This window comes from Thalassobacillus cyri (genome assembly GCF_900107755.1).
GTDB classification, from domain to species: Bacteria; Bacillota; Bacilli; order Bacillales; family Halobacillaceae; genus Thalassobacillus; species Thalassobacillus cyri.
In genome coordinates, this window is sequence record NZ_FNQR01000001.1 from 151,108 (window position 1) to 168,521 (window position 17,414).

Annotated in this window: 16 protein-coding genes and 1 riboswitch; of the genes, 12 read left to right on the forward strand and 4 right to left on the reverse strand. The window is 41.3% G+C overall.

The features are described from left to right. Positions 1-7 precede the first annotated feature (7 nt). The 8 genes from BLV00_RS00755 to BLV00_RS00790 all read left to right on the forward strand — a co-directional run bounded on the left by BLV00_RS00755 (position 8) and on the right by BLV00_RS00790 (position 10,071). A complete protein-coding gene (locus BLV00_RS00755) occupies positions 8-1,519 on the forward strand; it encodes a DUF4127 family protein (RefSeq protein ID WP_176791272.1) in 1,512 nt (503 codons plus the stop codon). Next, entirely contained in the window at positions 1,509-3,068 is a 1,560-nt protein-coding gene (locus BLV00_RS00760; RefSeq protein WP_093041188.1) for an FAD-dependent oxidoreductase, read from the forward strand. Before BLV00_RS00755 ends, BLV00_RS00760 begins: the two co-directional genes overlap by 11 nt. Positions 3,069-3,249: 181 nt before the next feature. Continuing rightward, positions 3,250-4,914: an alpha amylase family protein gene (locus BLV00_RS00765; RefSeq protein ID WP_093041191.1), complete on the forward strand. Its 1,665-nt coding sequence runs from the start codon at positions 3,250-3,252 to the stop codon at positions 4,912-4,914. Positions 4,915-4,975: 61 nt separating this feature from the next. Continuing rightward, a complete protein-coding gene (locus tag BLV00_RS00770; protein ID WP_093041193.1) occupies positions 4,976-7,321 on the forward strand; it encodes a glycoside hydrolase family 10-like protein in 2,346 nt (781 codons plus the stop codon). Positions 7,322-7,770: 449 nt separating this feature from the next. Further along, the gene (locus BLV00_RS00775) at positions 7,771-8,247 is read left to right on the forward strand and encodes a DUF2975 domain-containing protein (protein WP_093041194.1); all 477 of its coding nucleotides are present in this window, start codon (positions 7,771-7,773) and stop codon (positions 8,245-8,247) included. Between the two features lie 10 nt (positions 8,248-8,257). After that, a complete protein-coding gene (locus BLV00_RS00780; RefSeq protein ID WP_093041196.1) occupies positions 8,258-8,479 on the forward strand; it encodes a helix-turn-helix domain-containing protein in 222 nt (73 codons plus the stop codon). Beyond that, positions 8,472-9,296: a DUF817 domain-containing protein gene (locus BLV00_RS00785; protein ID WP_425441621.1), complete on the forward strand. Its 825-nt coding sequence runs from the start codon at positions 8,472-8,474 to the stop codon at positions 9,294-9,296. The genes BLV00_RS00780 and BLV00_RS00785 overlap by 8 nt, the downstream gene beginning before the upstream one ends. Positions 9,297-9,552: 256 nt before the next feature. Continuing rightward, entirely contained in the window at positions 9,553-10,071 is a 519-nt protein-coding gene (locus tag BLV00_RS00790) for a hypothetical protein (protein WP_093041197.1), read from the forward strand. Positions 10,072-10,475: 404 nt separating this feature from the next. Here the strand turns inward: BLV00_RS00790 and BLV00_RS00795 are convergent, their stop codons facing one another. Further along, on the reverse strand, positions 10,476-11,465 hold the full coding sequence (locus BLV00_RS00795) for an aldo/keto reductase (RefSeq protein WP_093041200.1): 990 nt from the start codon (positions 11,463-11,465) through the stop codon (positions 10,476-10,478). A gap of 265 nt (positions 11,466-11,730) precedes the next feature. After that, positions 11,731-11,842, forward strand: a riboswitch (TPP riboswitch). Positions 11,843-11,918: 76 nt separating this feature from the next. Here BLV00_RS00795 and BLV00_RS00800 point away from each other — a divergent pair. After that, positions 11,919-12,680, forward strand: coding sequence for a 3-oxoacyl-ACP reductase (locus BLV00_RS00800; RefSeq protein WP_093041201.1), 762 nt, complete (start codon positions 11,919-11,921; stop codon positions 12,678-12,680). 368 nt (positions 12,681-13,048) lie between these two features. Here BLV00_RS00800 and BLV00_RS21785 read toward each other — a convergent pair whose 3' ends face one another. Continuing rightward, positions 13,049-13,207: a hypothetical protein gene (locus BLV00_RS21785; protein ID WP_176791273.1), complete on the reverse strand. Its 159-nt coding sequence runs from the start codon at positions 13,205-13,207 to the stop codon at positions 13,049-13,051. 147 nt (positions 13,208-13,354) lie between these two features. Then, a complete protein-coding gene (locus BLV00_RS00810; protein ID WP_093041205.1) occupies positions 13,355-14,056 on the reverse strand; it encodes a Na-translocating system protein MpsC family protein in 702 nt (233 codons plus the stop codon). A gap of 375 nt (positions 14,057-14,431) precedes the next feature. Between BLV00_RS00810 and BLV00_RS00815 the strand changes: the two genes are divergently transcribed. The 3 genes from BLV00_RS00815 (at position 14,432) to BLV00_RS00825 (ending at position 16,813) form a co-directional block, all read left to right on the forward strand. Beyond that, positions 14,432-14,839 (forward strand): anti-sigma regulatory factor, encoded by a 408-nt coding sequence (locus BLV00_RS00815; protein WP_093041207.1) that lies wholly within the window; start codon positions 14,432-14,434, stop codon positions 14,837-14,839. Positions 14,840-15,352: 513 nt separating this feature from the next. After that, entirely contained in the window at positions 15,353-15,952 is a 600-nt protein-coding gene (locus tag BLV00_RS00820) for an IMEF encapsulin system ferritin-like cargo protein (protein WP_093041210.1), read from the forward strand. A 12-nt stretch (positions 15,953-15,964) separates the two neighbouring features. Further along, on the forward strand, positions 15,965-16,813 hold the full coding sequence (locus tag BLV00_RS00825; protein ID WP_093041212.1) for a family 1 encapsulin nanocompartment shell protein: 849 nt from the start codon (positions 15,965-15,967) through the stop codon (positions 16,811-16,813). Between the two features lie 68 nt (positions 16,814-16,881). On the opposite strand, the gene BLV00_RS00830 is transcribed toward BLV00_RS00825, so the two are convergent. Beyond that, positions 16,882-17,346 carry a hypothetical protein gene (locus BLV00_RS00830; protein ID WP_093041937.1) on the reverse strand — a complete coding sequence of 155 codons (465 nt, stop codon included), beginning with the start codon at positions 17,344-17,346 and terminating at the stop codon, positions 16,882-16,884. Positions 17,347-17,414 lie beyond the last annotated feature (68 nt).

The window sequence follows — 17,414 nt, forward strand, 5'->3', positions numbered from 1 at the left end:
TGTAACCATGAAAAACAGGATTGCATTATTACCCGTGGATGGGCGCCCCGTGACAAGAAATCTGCCGATGGAGCTTGCACACCTGGCCGGGTGGCAGGTGGTGGCCCCGGAAGTAAATGACTTGGGGTTTCTGAAGCAACCTGCATGTGTGAAGGAAATTCGCGCATGGCTGATGGAAATAGCCTCCTATGTAGATGGTCTCGTACTATCTATAGATATGTTGTTGTATGGGGGCTTAGTACCTTCCCGTATCCATGTGTATCAAGTGGATGAGCTGATCCAACGTATGGGATTGTTAAAAGAACTAAAGGAAACGTATCCCGATATAACTTTAATGGCCTTTAGCTCCACAATGCGAATTTCCAATAACAACATCAATGAAGAAGAGAAATCATATTGGGAAGATTATGGGATGAAATTGTGGGCACTATCCTACCATTCCCATCGATACGAGAAGCTGGGAGAAGAACAGGATGGATTACTGGTTGAGAAGCTGAAGAAGGAAATACCAGAAGATATACTCCGCGATTACCGGAACACAAGACAGATTAATTTTACAGTGAACAAGTCATTATTGGATCTGGTTCAGGAGGGTGTGTTGGACCATCTGGTGTTCCCACAAGATGATACGAGTGAATTCGGCTGGAATGTCAAGGAACAGGAGGAATTGCAGTATATAATTCGCAATCGTTCTCTCGACAGATTTGTTTATTTATATCCGGGTGCGGATGAAGTTGCAAGCACCTTACTAACACGAATGGTTTTTCAATTGGAGCAAGAACCATTACCAAGCTTTTATCCAGTATATAGCGGGGAAAAAGGTGCGCTTGTTCCCGCCATGTATGAAGACCGACCAATAGCTGAGTCCGTGAAAGGGCAGCTTGTGGCAATTGGATCTCGTACGGAAGATGACTTCCAGGCAGCAGACATTATCATTGGAGTGAATGTGCCAGGCCAAAAACAAGGGGACTTAGCGCTTGGGCTAAATTTGCATCAGGTGGATACAAATGATCGAAATGTTAAAGAATGGATAGGGCGGCTGCATGCGTATAGGAAAAGAAAACCTGTAGCAGTCGTGGATGTAGCCTATGCAAATGGTGCTGATCCTGCAATGGTTCCACTTCTGCTCGATCAATTGGAATGGAAGGAACTCTTCGGCTTTGCAGCTTGGAATACGGCAGGTAATGCTATTGGCACTACTGTTTCCCAGGCCGCTTTGATCTGGTTAGCCGATAAAAAGGGAAAGTCTTCAGATGAAGATCGTATCAAACAGCTTGTGTTACGTATGCTTGATGATTATGTCTATCAATCTATTACTCGTCAGAAAGTGCGAGCAGAGCTTTACAAGGAGAATGCTGTTCAGTTAAATCAGGTAGCAACTCCGCTATATCAAAAAGAAGTTTCCCGGTTCCTGACGAAATATGCATCGGAATGGATGGTGGAAAGTATTTATTACCCATGGGAGCGTACGTTTGAAGTTGGGGTGAACATAAGAAAGGAGGGGTTGAATGAAGGCTGATATCCTTGTTATCGGAGGTGGGATAGGCGGAACACTTGCTGCTTTATCAGCAGCACGGCAGGGGAATACTGTAATTTTGACAGAGGAAACAGATTGGATAGGCGGGCAGCTTACCGCCCAGGCAGTGCCCCCTGATGAACACCCTTGGATAGAATCGTTTGGATGTACAGAAACCTATCGCAAATTCCGTAACAGTGTACGTGATTATTATCGGGAACATTACCCAATGAAAGAGGATGCAAAAGCAGTCGGTCATTTGAATCCTGGTTCGGCCTGGGTCAGTCGTATTGCCCACGAGCCACTGGTCGCTAAACATATTCTTGAGGATATGTTGCAGCCTTACAGAAGCAATGGACAAATAACAATACTTTTCGATACTCGTACGTGCTCAGTGGATATGGACAAGGATCGTATTAAGTCTGTTTATGTAAGAAAGGAAGAGAAAGAAACGCTTAAGCTTGAAGGAGAATTTATCCTGGATGCAACAGAATGTGGAGACCTACTTCCACTTGCAGGCGTTGAATACCGTATTGGAGCAGAATCGAAAGAAATGACAGGAGAGCCTCATGCCCTGGAGGTTTATCAACCGGATGATATGCAATCATTCACCCAAGTGTTTGCCCTGGAGTATCGTCCTGAAGAAAACCATGTTATTGAAAAGCCTGAAATGTATGAGGTGTGGAAATCCTATCAGGCGGATTTTCTCGATCATCTTCAGTTAAGTTGGAATATACCAGACGCTGATACAGGCAAATCAAAGAAGTTCCGAATGTTCACTCAAGGAGAGAAATTAGGGTTATGGGAGTATCGCCGGATCATTGACCCCGAATTATTTCAGGAAGGCTTCTTTCCAGGAGAAATTTCATTAATTAATTGGCCACAAAATGATTACTGGAAGGGTGCGATCATCGATGTGAATGAGAGAGAAAAAGACAAGCATCTTTATGCGTCCAAACAGTTGAGCCTGTCCCTTTTATATTGGCTGCAAACAGAAGCACCGCGTGAAGACGGTGATTCAGGCTATCCTGGTTTAAAGCTTCGACCTCATATAGTCGGAACAAAAGATGGGTTCGCTAAACATCCGTATATCCGCGAATCCCGGCGTATTAAAGCTTTAGAAACTGTGGTTGAACAAGATATTAACGCAGATGTTTCTCCTTATGAAGGAGTCCGTAGTCGTAAAAATTCGGTTGGCATCGGTGCCTATCGAATGGATCTGCACCCGACCACCAAAAGCCACCGTTTATTTTATGCCCGAAGCTACCCGTTTGAAATTCCCTTGGGAGCTCTAATACCGAAACGAGTGAAGAATTTGATCCCTGCATGCAAAAATATCGGATGTACCCATTTGACGAATGGTTGCATGCGCGTGCATCCTGTAGAATGGAATATTGGAGAATCAGCAGGTGCACTTGCATCCTTTGCACTAGAAAGGGGTCTGAATCTTAAGGAAATCTATCAAAATGAGGACTATACTTCTGCGTTTCAACAGGAATTAAAGAAATTGGGCATCCAGCTACATTGGCCTGAAGAAGTAGGAGTTATTTAGTGTTGGGTTAGTAATAGGAGTTTTTGTCTATTATACCTGGAGTCTTTTTTACTAGCAATGAAGAAAATATCCAACTTATCTATTGTTTTGAAGAATTAATTCACTTTTAGGGGGTGAGATATGATAGTATCTTTATAACTTCACATGACAGCGCTTGCAAAAAATTAAATGGAGGGATTACATGAAGAAATGGTTTGTTCTTTTGTTGACCACGTTTTTGGTATTGGTTAGTTCACTTCCGACTTTTGCAGCTTCCGACAAATCTCGTACGGAAGTTTTGAAGAGTTTAGTAGACCATGAAGAGTTTGAAGGAAGAGTATTATGGTACGATCTTTCAGCCAATATCAACAACTTAAGTTCACCAGAAAAGGTGAAAGATATCGTAACGAAAACAGCCGATGCCAACATTGATACAATCATCCTGGATGTGAAGAACTATACAGGATTTGTTGGTTACAACAGTGAGATTGCCCCACATATGAGTACCTCTACGATTAAAAACTACCACGAGTTCCCTGAAGGATATGACCTGCTCCAGACAGTTATTGAGGAAGCCCATGACCAAGGAATAGAAGTGCATGCAAACGTAAACGTGTTCTCCGAAGGAAATAATAACTATAAAGATGGCCCTGCCTTTGACAATCCAGAATGGCAAACCCAATTTTATATGGCAAACCGAATTCTTAAAACCTCTGAAGGTGAGACATACGATATTACTGGTATAAACAAGGAAAGGGGTACCAACCAGCTTGTAGTTTTTACTCCTGATCAATATGAAGTTTCCCCTTCCAATCAATGGGGGGTAGAAGTACAAGTCGTTGACGGAGTGATTACTGAGATAAGAGATCGCATCTCTGGTGCAGAACCTTTGGAGGTGCCTGATAATGGGGTAGTCCTTTCTGCACACGGAGACGCAAGAACATGGGTGCTGAATTCCTTGGAAGAAGGGGAAACCGTCGATTATAACGAAAGTGAGTCAAAAATTGTACCAGCGTCAGAATATCCTACGTTCTCTACGTTTGTGAACCCGATTCGAGAAGATGTAAAGAGTTATGAGATAAGCATCATTGAAGAAATCATAACTAATTATGACGTAGATGGAATTGTTTTGGATCGAGCTCGTTATTCAAATCAATATGCAGATTTCAGTGACTTAAGCAAAAATGCTTTTGAAGAGTATATCGGTGAAGAAGTACAGAACTGGCCCGAGGACATTTTTGAAATTGAATTGACCGAAACAGGCGAGGAAATAAATAAAGGAAAATGGTATAAAGAATGGATTGAATTCAGAGCACACAATATTCAGTCTTTCTTCAAGCAGGCTGAAGAATTTGTGCATGACTATGATGAAGATCTGTTTTTCTCTACTTACGTAGGAGCATGGTATCCCCTTTATTATAGTGAAGGCGTAAACTGGGCGAGCCAAACTTACCAACCGGATTATGATTGGGCTAGTGATGATTATCATGAAACAGGATACGCCGAGTATCTTGATTTCTTAATGACAGGAAACTATTTTACTCAAGTAACGAGAGATGAGGCAGTAGAAGCAGGCAATCCGGATTGGTATAGTGTGGAAGGTTCAGCAGATATAGCGATGGATGTAGTGAATGAAGCGACTCTATTATATGGCAGCCTGTACCTGCAACAATATGAAGGTGATCCGGAACAATTCCGAAAAGCTTTGCGTTCGGTGCTAGAACGGACACACGGCATTATGCTCTTTGACCTGGTTTATCTGGAACAATATGAATGGTGGGATATTTTAGAAGAAGAGTTTTCTGAGAAGAAAAAGTCTCCACATCAGAACCCTGGAATAATGAATTTGGTTCGGGGAGAAAGCTAGTCAGATAGCCAGGCAAGGGAAATATGTCTCTTGTCTGGCTAATTAAAAGGAGGAAGGCCAGTTGAGTAAAAAATTATTATATATCCTGTCTGTCTTAGTTTTATCTATTACTATTGGTGTTCTTTCTACTTCATTCATTATGGCTGAAGAAGCGGATGCCACTACAGTAACGAATGAAAATGGCGAGAGTATTAATGTAGATACCGAGAATGATCGTAATAACTCTAATAAACTAGTATTATTTGATCCGACTTTCAGTTATTTTACCGAAACCAATGATGATTCTTTAGAGGTGGTTCTAGAGAGGGTAGAAGGAACAAATTATCAAGTGCTTCGCAAAGGGAGTGGTGATCAGGCGATTCCTGAGAACGGGTTAGTGTTATCGACAGGATCTCAATCGACAGATACGATTATGAGTTTCCTTAATAGTCTTAGCGAGGGAGAAACTGTAAAAATAGGTGAACCTGTTGAAAAAGTTTATGAAAATTTACTAGATGACATTAATCCAACAGATGAATCAAACCCAGATGGGGCTCCTTTTCCAGGTAATCGCGGTGCTGATCAATTATTGCTGTATACAACAGAATTTGGTTCAAGTACGGGTACCAACCCTTATGGTTATGAAATTACGGTGACCGATGGCGTTGTGACAAAGGTAGGGGGCGGAGATAGTGCTATTCCTGCCAATGGGTTTGTTGTCAGTGGCCATGGAGTAGGTGCAGAATTTTTAAAGAAAGCAGAAATAGGAATGAAGGTAGTTTATGAAAATAATGGATACATTAAATTAATCAGAGATGCATCTATTTTCATTTTTAAAAGCGAGCAAGCATTGAATGAAGCGAAGCAGAGTATCGCTTTGGCTGAAGAAAACTATATAGATGCTGATTTTGATAAGGCTTATCGATCGATTGAAGAAGCGGAAGATTTGTTAGTAAAGGCTGATGAGTGGAAGGATAATGATCCACAGCGAGCATTAAATTATACAAAACAGGCTACGCAGGCCGCATATGATGGTTATTATTATTCCTTGCCATCAGAGGTAGGGGAGCAGCGTGCTATCTGGTACCGTCCTGAGGAAAAGGATTTGGAAGATGTCACTACTACTCTGAATAGGATGGAGCAGGCTGGATTTAATTCTCTTTATCTGGAAACTACATTTTGGGGCTACACCATTTTTCCAAGTGAAACGATGAAGTCCTATGGATTGCCTGAGCAGCATCCGATTTTTGCTGACCAGGATTATGGAAAGTATGGGTCCGATGTCCTTCAGGCTTTCATTGAAGAAGGTGAGAAACGGGGTATTACTGTTCAGTCATGGACAGACGGGTTTATGATTGGACATAGCAGCCTTGGGTTGCCATCTCAATTTAAAAAATATCCGGAATGGAGTGCTGTTCAAAGAAATGATGAACCAGGAACACCAGGATATGATTCCAGCAGTAATTATTATTGGCTTGATATTGCCAACACGGAAGTACAACAATTTATGCTGGAAATCTATGAAGAACAGCAAAAAAACTATGACATTACTGGCTTGAACATCGACTATATGCGATACCCTCACCATGATTTTGAACGGAGTTATAGTTTCAGCACAGCTAATAGAGAACAATTTGAAGCTGAATTTGGTACTTACCCGATAGAATTGAGTCCTTCCGATCAATTGTGGGAAGAGTGGGAGCAGTGGCTGCGAGAACAGGAAAATACTTTTGTTGAAAAGCTTCATGAACAAAGCAAAAGTATCGACGCTGCCTTTATGCTGACTGCCACCCCAGAACCAGGGCCCGAAGCTGTACTGATCAGTGACTGGGTAGATCATATCGATGGAGTCATTCCACAAGCATACGGCCATGATTTCAACAGCATTCAATCGACGGTAAAAGCAAGTAAAGAATTGACACCTTCATCCATGATGTATTACACAGGTATCTATTCCTTCTACCATCATGTCGATGAAAAAGCAGCCGTAGCTGATGTATTAGCTGCAGCCCATGGGACGTCAGGGGGGAATATGTTTGCGTTTGGTCAGGCAAGTGCACCTTCTGTGGATGCCTTAGGAAAAGGTCCGTGGAGAGAAGCGGCGGTCAATCCTGGAGAATCACCTAGAGAAGCAGTACTGGCAACGGTCCAACAATTGCAGAAGCAGACCGAAAACATCTACATTCCAAAAGGAGCAATTAACAAGAATGAGGGACAAGCTCTAGTAAACAATCTTCTTAAGTGGAAAGTGATGATGGAGCGCCCGTCTAAATCGTTAACACAGGAAAAAGTTAATAAAGAATTAGTAAAGACCATGGATAATATTGATGCTATGAACAGTTTGGATGACGTAGTGAAAGATCGGTTGTCAGAAAAGATAGAGAAAATGGAAAAATGGTTGAATTACTATTATGAAAAACAACGGTAACTAAACGTGCTGGAAATTAAGTTGAAGCCGCATTGCGCTTATTCACTATACGCAATGCGGCTTTTAAATTACACTAGTGTTTCTTCTTGACTGATATCTTAATTTTTATCTGAAAAAGGCCGAGCATAATAGCAAGTTAGGTGACTTCCTACAAGGGGAGTCTTTTTTGTAGAGTAAGCCTGTCTAATGACTATCATTAGATAGTATAAAGTTTATTATAGTGAAGAAACTCCCAGCGGACGGTCTTTATAAACGGGATAAGAACCGTAAGCATATAGCAACATTAAAAACTAAAAAAATGGCTGAAATCGAAAAAATTATTCTTATTTAGCAACCTCTTTATCATTATTCAAACAATAAAAACATATCATAAATGAATAATAATTTATTGTAAAACGATAAATGGTGTGATAGATTTTAACTGACAACAAATAAGTGAGGTGCTGTTTATGAAACGGGAAACACTCTTCTTGAAGATCGCTGTGTTTCTTATGGGGCTTCCCATACTTGCTTTGTGTATATTTGGGGTGCCTTCCATAGCTAAGGGAGTTTCGGAATTTCTTGGTATGTCTTATGTGCATTATCCTGTTTTGATAGTTTTGTACGCGACGGCGGCAGCGTTTTTCCTGGCGTTATATCAGGCTTATAGACTGCTGAGTTATATTGATAAAAATAAAGCTTTCTCGGATTTATCGGTAACTGCTTTAAAAAATATCAAATACTGTGCGATCACAATCAGCGGCTTTTATGTGCTGGCCATGCCGCTCTTTTATCTCGTCGCAGAGTACGATGATGCTCCAGGTGTGATTGTCATAGGATTAGTGATAATTTTCGGCTCCATGGTGATTGCCGTGTTTGCTGCTGTCCTTCAGAAGCTGCTTCGAACTGCCATTGATATAAAATCAGAAAATGATTTAACGGTCTGAGGTGAAGAACATGGCGATTATAATCAATATTGATGTGATGCTGGCAAAAAGGAAAATGAGCGTGACAGAACTGTCGGATAGGGTTGGCATTACGATGGCTAATCTTTCGATATTGAAAAATGGTAAGGCCAAGGCGATTCGAGTCTCCACACTGGATGCGATTTGTAAGGCTTTGGATTGCCAGCCGGGGGATATTCTGGAATACCAGCCGGATGAGGAAACGGATGAATAATTCCCTTCAGGATTTCTATATGGAAAAATCCGTTGGCGGCAGAATCAGGAGAGCGATCAAACAACTTTTTCATTTTGGCTGGGAACAAGCCTTATCCTGCCTGTTCTCGGTCGTCATTTTTGCTTCTTTGGCGATTACACAATTTATCCCTCTTCCATTTCTCCCACGTTATGATTGGCTCCTCATCATCTTTCTCTTGATGCAGGGCTGGATGATGCATTATGGACTGGAAACGCGGGATGAACTGAAGGTGATTACCCTCTTTCACCTGATTGGACTTGCGCTTGAAATTTTTAAAGTGCATATGGGTTCCTGGTCTTATCCGGAAGATGCGTATTCCAAAATTTATGGCGTGCCTTTGTATAGTGGATTCATGTATGCAAGTGTGGCGAGTTATCTTTGCCAGGCGTGGCGAAGGCTGAAGGTTGAACTGGTTCAGTGGCCGTCATTTTGGATCGTTGTGCCTCTTGCAGCTGCGATTTATTTGAACTTTTTCACACACCATTACTGGATCGATGTACGCTCGGGCTTATTGGTACTTGTAATCATCGTATTTTGGCGATCGTGGGTCATCTATTCGGTGAATGGAAGCCGTTATCGCATGCCGCTCGTCCTTTCTTATGTACTTATCGGGTTTTTTATCTGGATCGCTGAAAATATTGCCACATTCTTCGGAGCATGGGAATACCCGAATCAAACGGAGGCGTGGAGTCTCGTACATGTAGGCAAGGTAAGTTCCTGGCTCTTATTGGTGATCGTCAGCTTTTTGATCGTGGCGACGTTGAAGCAAGTAAAGGGGAAAATATATCAAGAGTAGGGAATGTATGATTTTGACGAAAAACCAATGTATGCATCGATGTGTACGTTTTAGGAAAAGGACAGAAAGGACAGCTTGAAATCCCAAGCTGTCCTTTTTGATTTACGAGTTTGACTGAAAAAATAGTGCCTCTCCCCTGATGAGTTAACGCTTTCCTCCAGTGGGATCAGGCACTTGCAAGGAACTGCATTGGCAAAATCATCTAAGCATGTTTTAAATCCCAGTTAATAAACATTTAAGGAAGGGGGAGATGAGATTGATTTTAAAAATGATAGACTTGAGTCTAATGGCAGAACACTTGCCTGTTCATAAAGCAGAACTGGATAAATTAGCGTCTTATATCTGTGTTCTACAAAATCAAGAGGTAAAGCAAGTGGCAGAAGAACAGTATATGATCATGCAAAATCATGTAAAAGTAATGATAGGACTAATGAATCCAAACGAAAATGAAACCATTGATGTGAATGCTTTACACCAATGGGAGCCGGTTCAACTCGACTGTCAGAACGTTTCACCTGGAATGACTCAAGAGAATATTTTGATTGAATTAATAGCATCTGCTGAAACAATGGCTAATAAAAACTTTAACTCAGGGCTTAGGATGAAAGCGGAAAATGTACGGAATATCCATGTTCACATGGCCTTGCAGCAAATGATGATTTTAAATCGTTATCTTGCTTTAAAAGATAAACTTCTGAAGGATACTGCACCACAGAGTACCTTGGAGAAACAGACTAAAACTTTTGAGGAATTTAAACGTATGTTTGACAAATAATTACTGGAGGTATTTCCGTTCAAGAAATATTACCCCGCCTGCTATTAAAAACGAAACCACAGTTTGTCGGTAAATGAGGAACTGTGGATTTTTCTATTACTCAAAAAATCACCCTCAAAGTAAACCATTTACCTTGATAGCTTCCAGGGCTATTATGGTAGATAGAGGATTAAAACTATTAATGGAGTAGATATGGGCCGGTTGGCGGCAAAATGCATGCTCCTAACGAATATATTGACCTGGACAGTTTGAAGACGGTGACGAATGTAATTGCTGATTTCATTTTGCGGTGGTGTGAAGAAAAATAATCAGCGCGAGGATTCTGGCTGGTCCTTTTGGTAGTACAAAATAAAGGAAATGCTCGGAGGATAAACTCCGAGCATTCTTTCGTTCATTAATATACATTACTTGTTAGGCAGCGGGGCTTCAGGCGAAACGAAGCCCTTGTCTACTAACGTTTCCCAGAATTCCTTCGGAATCTCCCGTTGGATCATTTCAATATCTTCTTTGATTCGGTCTGGCCGCGTGGAGCCTGGAATCACGGCTCTTACGGCAGGGTGGGAGGTAGAAAATTGCAGGGCTGCTGCTTTTAACGGGACATCGTATTGTTGTCCAATTTCCTTCAGTTTGTTGACATGTTCAATAATCTCTTGGGGAGCTTTTTCATAATTATAATGGTCTCCGCCGAGCAGCACACCGCTATTATATGGGCTGCCTACGACTATATCTACATTCTTTTCTTCCGCCTTTTTCATCATGCGCTGTAAAGCCTTCTCATGCTGCAGAAGGGTGTATTGGGTTGCAGACAAGCACATGTCCGGTTGTGTTTCCTCCAGTTCCATGGCAAGTTCAATCGGTTCGGTCGTATTGACGCCAAGTCCCCAGGAACGGATGACCCCTTCTTCGCGGAGCTGCGTCAATACTCGAAACGCTCCTTTTCTAGCCTCTTCGAATTTTTCAGTCCATTGATCCCCGTGAAAATCAGGGGAGACATCATGCACAAATACAAAGTCCAGCCGATCAGTTTTTAACCGCTCCAGGCTTTGCTCGATCGACCGCTTCGTTGCATCTTCCGTATAATCCGTAATAACTTTATTATCACGGGCATCCTCGAATAAACCCTCTTTTTCTTCTTTTTCATCGGTCATATAACGGCCTACTTTGGTACTTAACACATAGTCATCACGATCATAGTTGGATAACACCTCACCAAGGCGCATCTCTGCTAAACCAGCTCCGTAGAAAGGAGCGGTATCAAAGTAGCGTACCCCTTGATCCCAGGCGTTCTGGATCGTTTCCCGAGCTTCCTCTTTCGGAACGTCCCGGAACATGTTTCCTAAAGGCGCTGTGCCTAAGCCAATTTTATGTTGTAATGCCTGATCAAGTGATTTCATCATTATTCCTCCTCTTGTTTCATTGATATAGGACTATATCCAGCTGAATGAAAAATGAAACAAGGCGCATCGAAGGCCACCAATGGTGAAGGGGATTCGACTTATTGAAGCTTCCTTCGTTGAAGAATCTTATGTCACTGCTGGAATCATTGCAAATGGAAGATTTATTAATTAAAAGACAGGAAGAGAATCTATTATTCCATTTATTGGATTTGATGGAACATAGAACTAAATATTACAATGGATATGGAAAGATAATAAAATTAAAATCTACTAGGGGAGCCAGTTTAGCAGGCTGAGAAAAAAGCAAAGACACTTTTTGACCCTCAGGACCTGATCTGGATCATACCAGCGTAGGCAAGTAGTTTATGTATGTCATCTACTACAACCAGGTCCTGTGTGTGGGTCTGGTTGTTTTTTTATATAAGCCCCGAAAAATATGGAGGGTTAGACATGCAACTAAATAAACAGACCGTTCTGATTACAGGAGCAAGCAGAGGATTAGGCGCTGCAATAGCGGAAGCGTTTGCAAATGAAGGGGCAAATGTCATTGTTAACTATTTTAAAAGTAAACAGAAAGCGGAAGAGCTCGTTGAACGCTTAGGGGGTAACGCGATCGCTGTTAGAGCAGATATCAGGGACAAGAATCAAGTCGACGAAATGGTTGATCGTGCTGTAAGTCATTTTGGTACACCGTTATCAACCGTTATTAATAATGCCCTGGTAGATTTTCGTTTTGATCCTGTTTCCCAGAAGAATGCAGCAGAGTTAGAGTGGGACGACTTTCAGACTCAATTTGAAGGAACAATTAAGGGAGCTTTGAACGCAGTACAGTCCAGTCTGGATTATATGAAGGAGCTTGGGTTTGGGCGAATCATCAACATCGGTACCAACCTCCTGCAAAACCCTGTAGTAGCTTATCATGAGTATACAACCGGGAAGGCCGCTTTACTGGGTTTCACCCGGAATATGGCAAAAGAATTAGGGCAGTATGGGATAACCGTCAACATGGTGTCCGGCGGTTTATTAAAAGAAACAGATGCCAGTAGTGTGACGACAGAGGAAGTATTCGGAATGATTGAACTGGTGACACCGCTCCAGAGGGCGACTAGTCCCCAGGACCTGGCTGATACTGTATTGTTTTTTGCGTCGCCCTGGGCAAGAGCGGTCACCGGTCAGAATCTTGTTGTAGATGGCGGACTGGTAATGGATTAAGATTAACAAGATTGGAAAGTTTGAAGGAATCTTTCTAGTTGCTATCTTATTTTATATATATGATTTTTATCATCCTAACAATTAGGATACGATACCAGTTGCCTGCCCCCCTCGTTGATTAACATTTACTTCAGGGGGCAGGCACATAATAGCTACATAGATGGATGTTCTTTCCTGACCAGGCGATGTTCTGCCTTAACGCCAGGATGTTCCGACCTAACTCACATAGGTTCCTCCCTAACGAAGGAAACTTCTTCCCTAACGCGATAAAGTTCTGACTTAACTAAAATGGGCTGCCTGTCCACTGCTGATGAAAAATTTACTGCAGTGGGGCAGGCATGTTGGATGAAGACCGGTATTTGTATCCCTTAGTCGTTGTTTACTTTAGCGGCGTTAATGACATTCTTCAGTAGTTCCATATCGTTCATAATTTCTTCTTTTAGAAATTCACTTTCATTTTTTTGATAATCTTCTTCCAGCCGTTGGAGCTCTTTCATAAAGAGTTTCAATTCTATTTTATTTATCATTTTAAAATCCTTTCCCATAGGATGAAAAGTTTTCATGTTAGCCAATTAGACTTTCCATCGCCCATAAAAATAAAAAAGCCGAAAAGAACAGGGGTAGCCTGTTCTCTTCGGCTTATGACTGGCACATTGTTTCCAGTTCATTACTGCCTACATGTTATGCTTAGGTTTTATTATAAAAGTTATAATGCTTTTATCGAGTTCAAAATCCCAGTCGACAAACACATCCTGGATTTCCGCATCAAGGACGCTGGAAAAATGGGTACTTTTACTCAGCATTTCACCTTCCAGCTGTCTTTTGGCCACTCGCAATTTTTCATCAAATCCAAGCGCAATTAATTGTTTTTCAATTGGAACGATTATTCCTTCACGGATAACAATCAAGGCACGTGAACTGAGCATATAGGACTCTATACGATCCGGTACTTTTTCTGTCTGTTCACTGATATGGATAATTTCTTTGTGTACTTCTGATTTTCCTTCATAAGCGGAACTTTTTTCCGGACCTCTGTCTGGAATGGCAGGACTTGCACCAACGATTATCCCGGATTGATTCGCCAGATTCCAATCATAAAAAAAGTGTTGGATATCCATATCGGTAATCGCTTCAATTTGCCCGCACAGTTCTGGGGTCAAGGCTTTCATCAGATATTCCCTTGTTGTTTTTACCGTAATATCCTGTCCTTGCTCCAGTAGTACCTGTTCCATTTGGGAAACAAAACCACATATATAAAAAAGGACAAAGGGAGAGGATACCGTTACATGGATGGCTTCCGGTCCTTTACCGAATTTATCCCGCAGCAACTTGCCGAAATTATTGGCAAGCTTTTTCTGCTGTGCTTTCACTTCCATTTTACTGTCATCCTTTTTCAAGAAAGAAGCATCATATCTCCTTTCCTGTAATTTTATTGTAATATTTCCAGGGTTCTATGTAAATTGTTTTATTATATTCACTACCCTCCATCGACTATTAAAAAACACCAGATTACTATTAAACAATTTTCAATTTTTGCAGGGCATTATTAATCTATTGACGAATGGTGTAAATATGGATAATATAAATATTTGGGTATTAAAAATATGAGTTTAAATATATTCGGCAGTAATGTACTAGGCGATAGAACTGGTCATAAGCCAAAAGAAGGTACCTTGTCTTCTTTTGGCTTTTTTTAAAGAACTTTACAGGGAACCAATGTAAGCGAACGCTTTATGAAGGGGAGTCTGTTGATGGAAAATTCTATCGTCATTCCTATCACGTGTGAAGATGATATTGTCCTTGGCAGGAAAATGGGCAGGGAATTTTCAGAAAGGCTTGGTTTTTCTACGCTCAGCAAAACTAGAGTCATTACTGCTGTTTCTGAGCTTGCCAGGAACATCTATCGATATGCAGAAGATGGCTGGATTAAGTTGGAAGTGGTCCAGTCTTCACATAAAAAAGGACTAAGAATTACAGCAGTAGATAAAGGTCCTGGAATTAGAAACATAAGGGAAGCTTTGACGGTGGGCTATTCCAGTTCCGGAAGTCTCGGTGCCGGTCTGCCTGGAACAAAGAAAATGATGGATGAGTTTAAAATAGATTCTTCGCCAGATCTTGGCACGCAAGTCATTGCAGTAAAATGGGTGAATACAATATAGAGAGTGTCTGCCTTGAGGTAAAGCTGGTCCTTTGGGTAGACACTTTTTTCGTTTTTTGATTATTTTTTTAAGTGTGGGCGCTCGAATGCCGGTAGAACTTGCACAATTACAGCCCAAGGTCGCACGATTATTGGCTAAACTCGCACAGTTACAGATCTAAGAGGCAAATTTAAGATCACCTGCCTCACGTAATGTCAGCTTGGTACTCATCAGGATCTCCACGATATTCCCTCTACACAGCAAGATACCTCCCTAACGAGGAATCTAACTGTCTTAACTCAATGATATACTGACCTAACTAATATCCATCTAATATGGCATAGAAATAAAAATTGCCTGACCTTTCAGCTACGTCATACTCGGGAAATGGTCAGGCACTTTCTATAATAGTGAGGAGTATGGTTTTCGTTCTTTTGTTTTCCGCAAAGAAGACCGTTTCATTCGGAGCACCTGTCGTTTACTTGTTCAGGATGAATGAAATCGGTTACAATGATGACAATAGGAGGTGTGTTTATGGCGTCGTCTTTTTTACAATTGGAAGAAATTTTCAAAAGAACTCACGGAGCTTTAAACGAGTTTAAAGATATCATTACTCCAGTGATCGAGAAGGCTGAGGATGAGCACGAGCGCCTGTATTGGCATCATATTTATGAGGAAGAAGACCATCGTTCAGACCGTCTGGATCTGCTTCTGCCTCAATTGAATGAAATTAATGCTACTGAAGCAAGTGTTTCACCGGATAATAGGGAGTTGGTGTATCTGCTGCAAGACATCAGTCTGGAGAAGTTCGGATTACATAACTTCCTGGAGCATTTAGACCTTTCTTTATACACCTTTAAAGGTACAGAATTTGAACAACCGATTCAGAAATTACGTGATATGACTGCGGAAGATTACCAGCAGTCCAAGCAGCTTCTGGAACAATTGAATGAAGAATTCAAGACGGTTGACTATCAAGCTTCAGTTCCTACGGATGAAAAAGAGGATATTGATAAAAGTTTAAAAGTTGAAGCTTATTCCCGACCAGACAAGCAAGATGAAAAAAGAGAAGAACCAAAAAGGAATATGACAAGAAAGAGGCTGACCGTTGGAAGTTTAAAGCAGCAATCATAAGGAGGTCGAATGATGGATAAAACAACAATTTTTTCAGACTCGCCGTTAAGTAATGAGGAATGGAACGAATTGGACCAGACCGTGTTCGAACACGCAAAAAAACAGCTGGTCGGCAGACGATTTATTGATATTTATGGCCCATTAGGAGAAGGAGTCCAGTCGGTTCCGACAGATATTTATGAAGCGCCGGGACGCGGTGGAATCAGCCTGCAAGGGCAGGATTCTGAGCTTTCCAACCCAGCACGCCGTGTCAATCTCACAGTGCCATTGTTGTATAAAGATTTTATCCTTTACTGGAGAGATATACAACAAGCCAAAACCCTTGGCAGCCCGATTGATTTTTCAGCTTCTGCTAATGCTGCGCAGCAATGTGCGCTTGTAGAAGATGATCTGATTTTTAACGGTTCCAAAGAATTTGATCTGAAAGGTATCATGAACATAAAAGGGAAGCTTTCCCACATCCGCAATGATTGGATGAAATCAGGGAATGCTTTTGGCGATGTGGTAGAGGCAAGAAACAAACTGTTGAAAATGGGACATACTGGTCCATTTGCTTTGGTACTTTCCCCGGAACTATACGCATTAATCCATCGGGTTCACCAGGATACCCACGTGTTAGAAATTGATCATGTGCGCGAACTGATGACTGCCGGCGTATTCCAATCCCCAATGATCAGGGGAAGCCGTGGAGTTGTAGTCGATGCAGGTAAGCAAAATATTGATCTTGCGATAGCCAGTGACTTTGATACATCTTTTCTGGATGAAGAAAATATGAACTATTTATTCCGGGTATATGAAGCGATTGTTTTGAGAATAAAGCGTCCTACCGCCATATGTACGCTCGAATCTCCTGAAGAATAGAGTTAAATATAACAAGGTCAGGACTCGTGAAGGGTCCTGACCTTGTTATGCATATTTGTGATGTCGAGTTAGGCAATAGTATAAACCTTTTCTTTTGGATAAACGCCACTGACGTCTATTTCTTTCTTCACATTTTTCAGGCCGATATCTTTTATGACCAATAAGGCTTCCTCACGGAAAAGAGGGTTATAGCTTCCGTCATTCAATTCAAACAGGCGTTTTAAATATTTTAATTTTTGTTGCATCTTTGTATGTTTGAATAATTGATTACGTAATTCATGAATTCGTTTATGTCTAGGCTGATGGATGAGGCTGACTTCTTTAGCATTTACGATTAACAGCTGACCTTCTTCGGTAACGCATCCAATAGAACAGAGAGCAGATCCTAATAATTCGACCTTTGTGATGACGATATTATTATATTCTTCTCCAGTTGAAAGGCGGAGGTAATCGCTTTCAATGACTCCACCGACTTTTCTTTCGTTCGCAAGGATGGTATGCATATCTTCAAATCCGTTTATCTGACTTTCCATCATGATACCTCTCCTTTTCAGAAACATTAGTGATAACGATTCTCATTATCATCATTGTAAGTGATAAT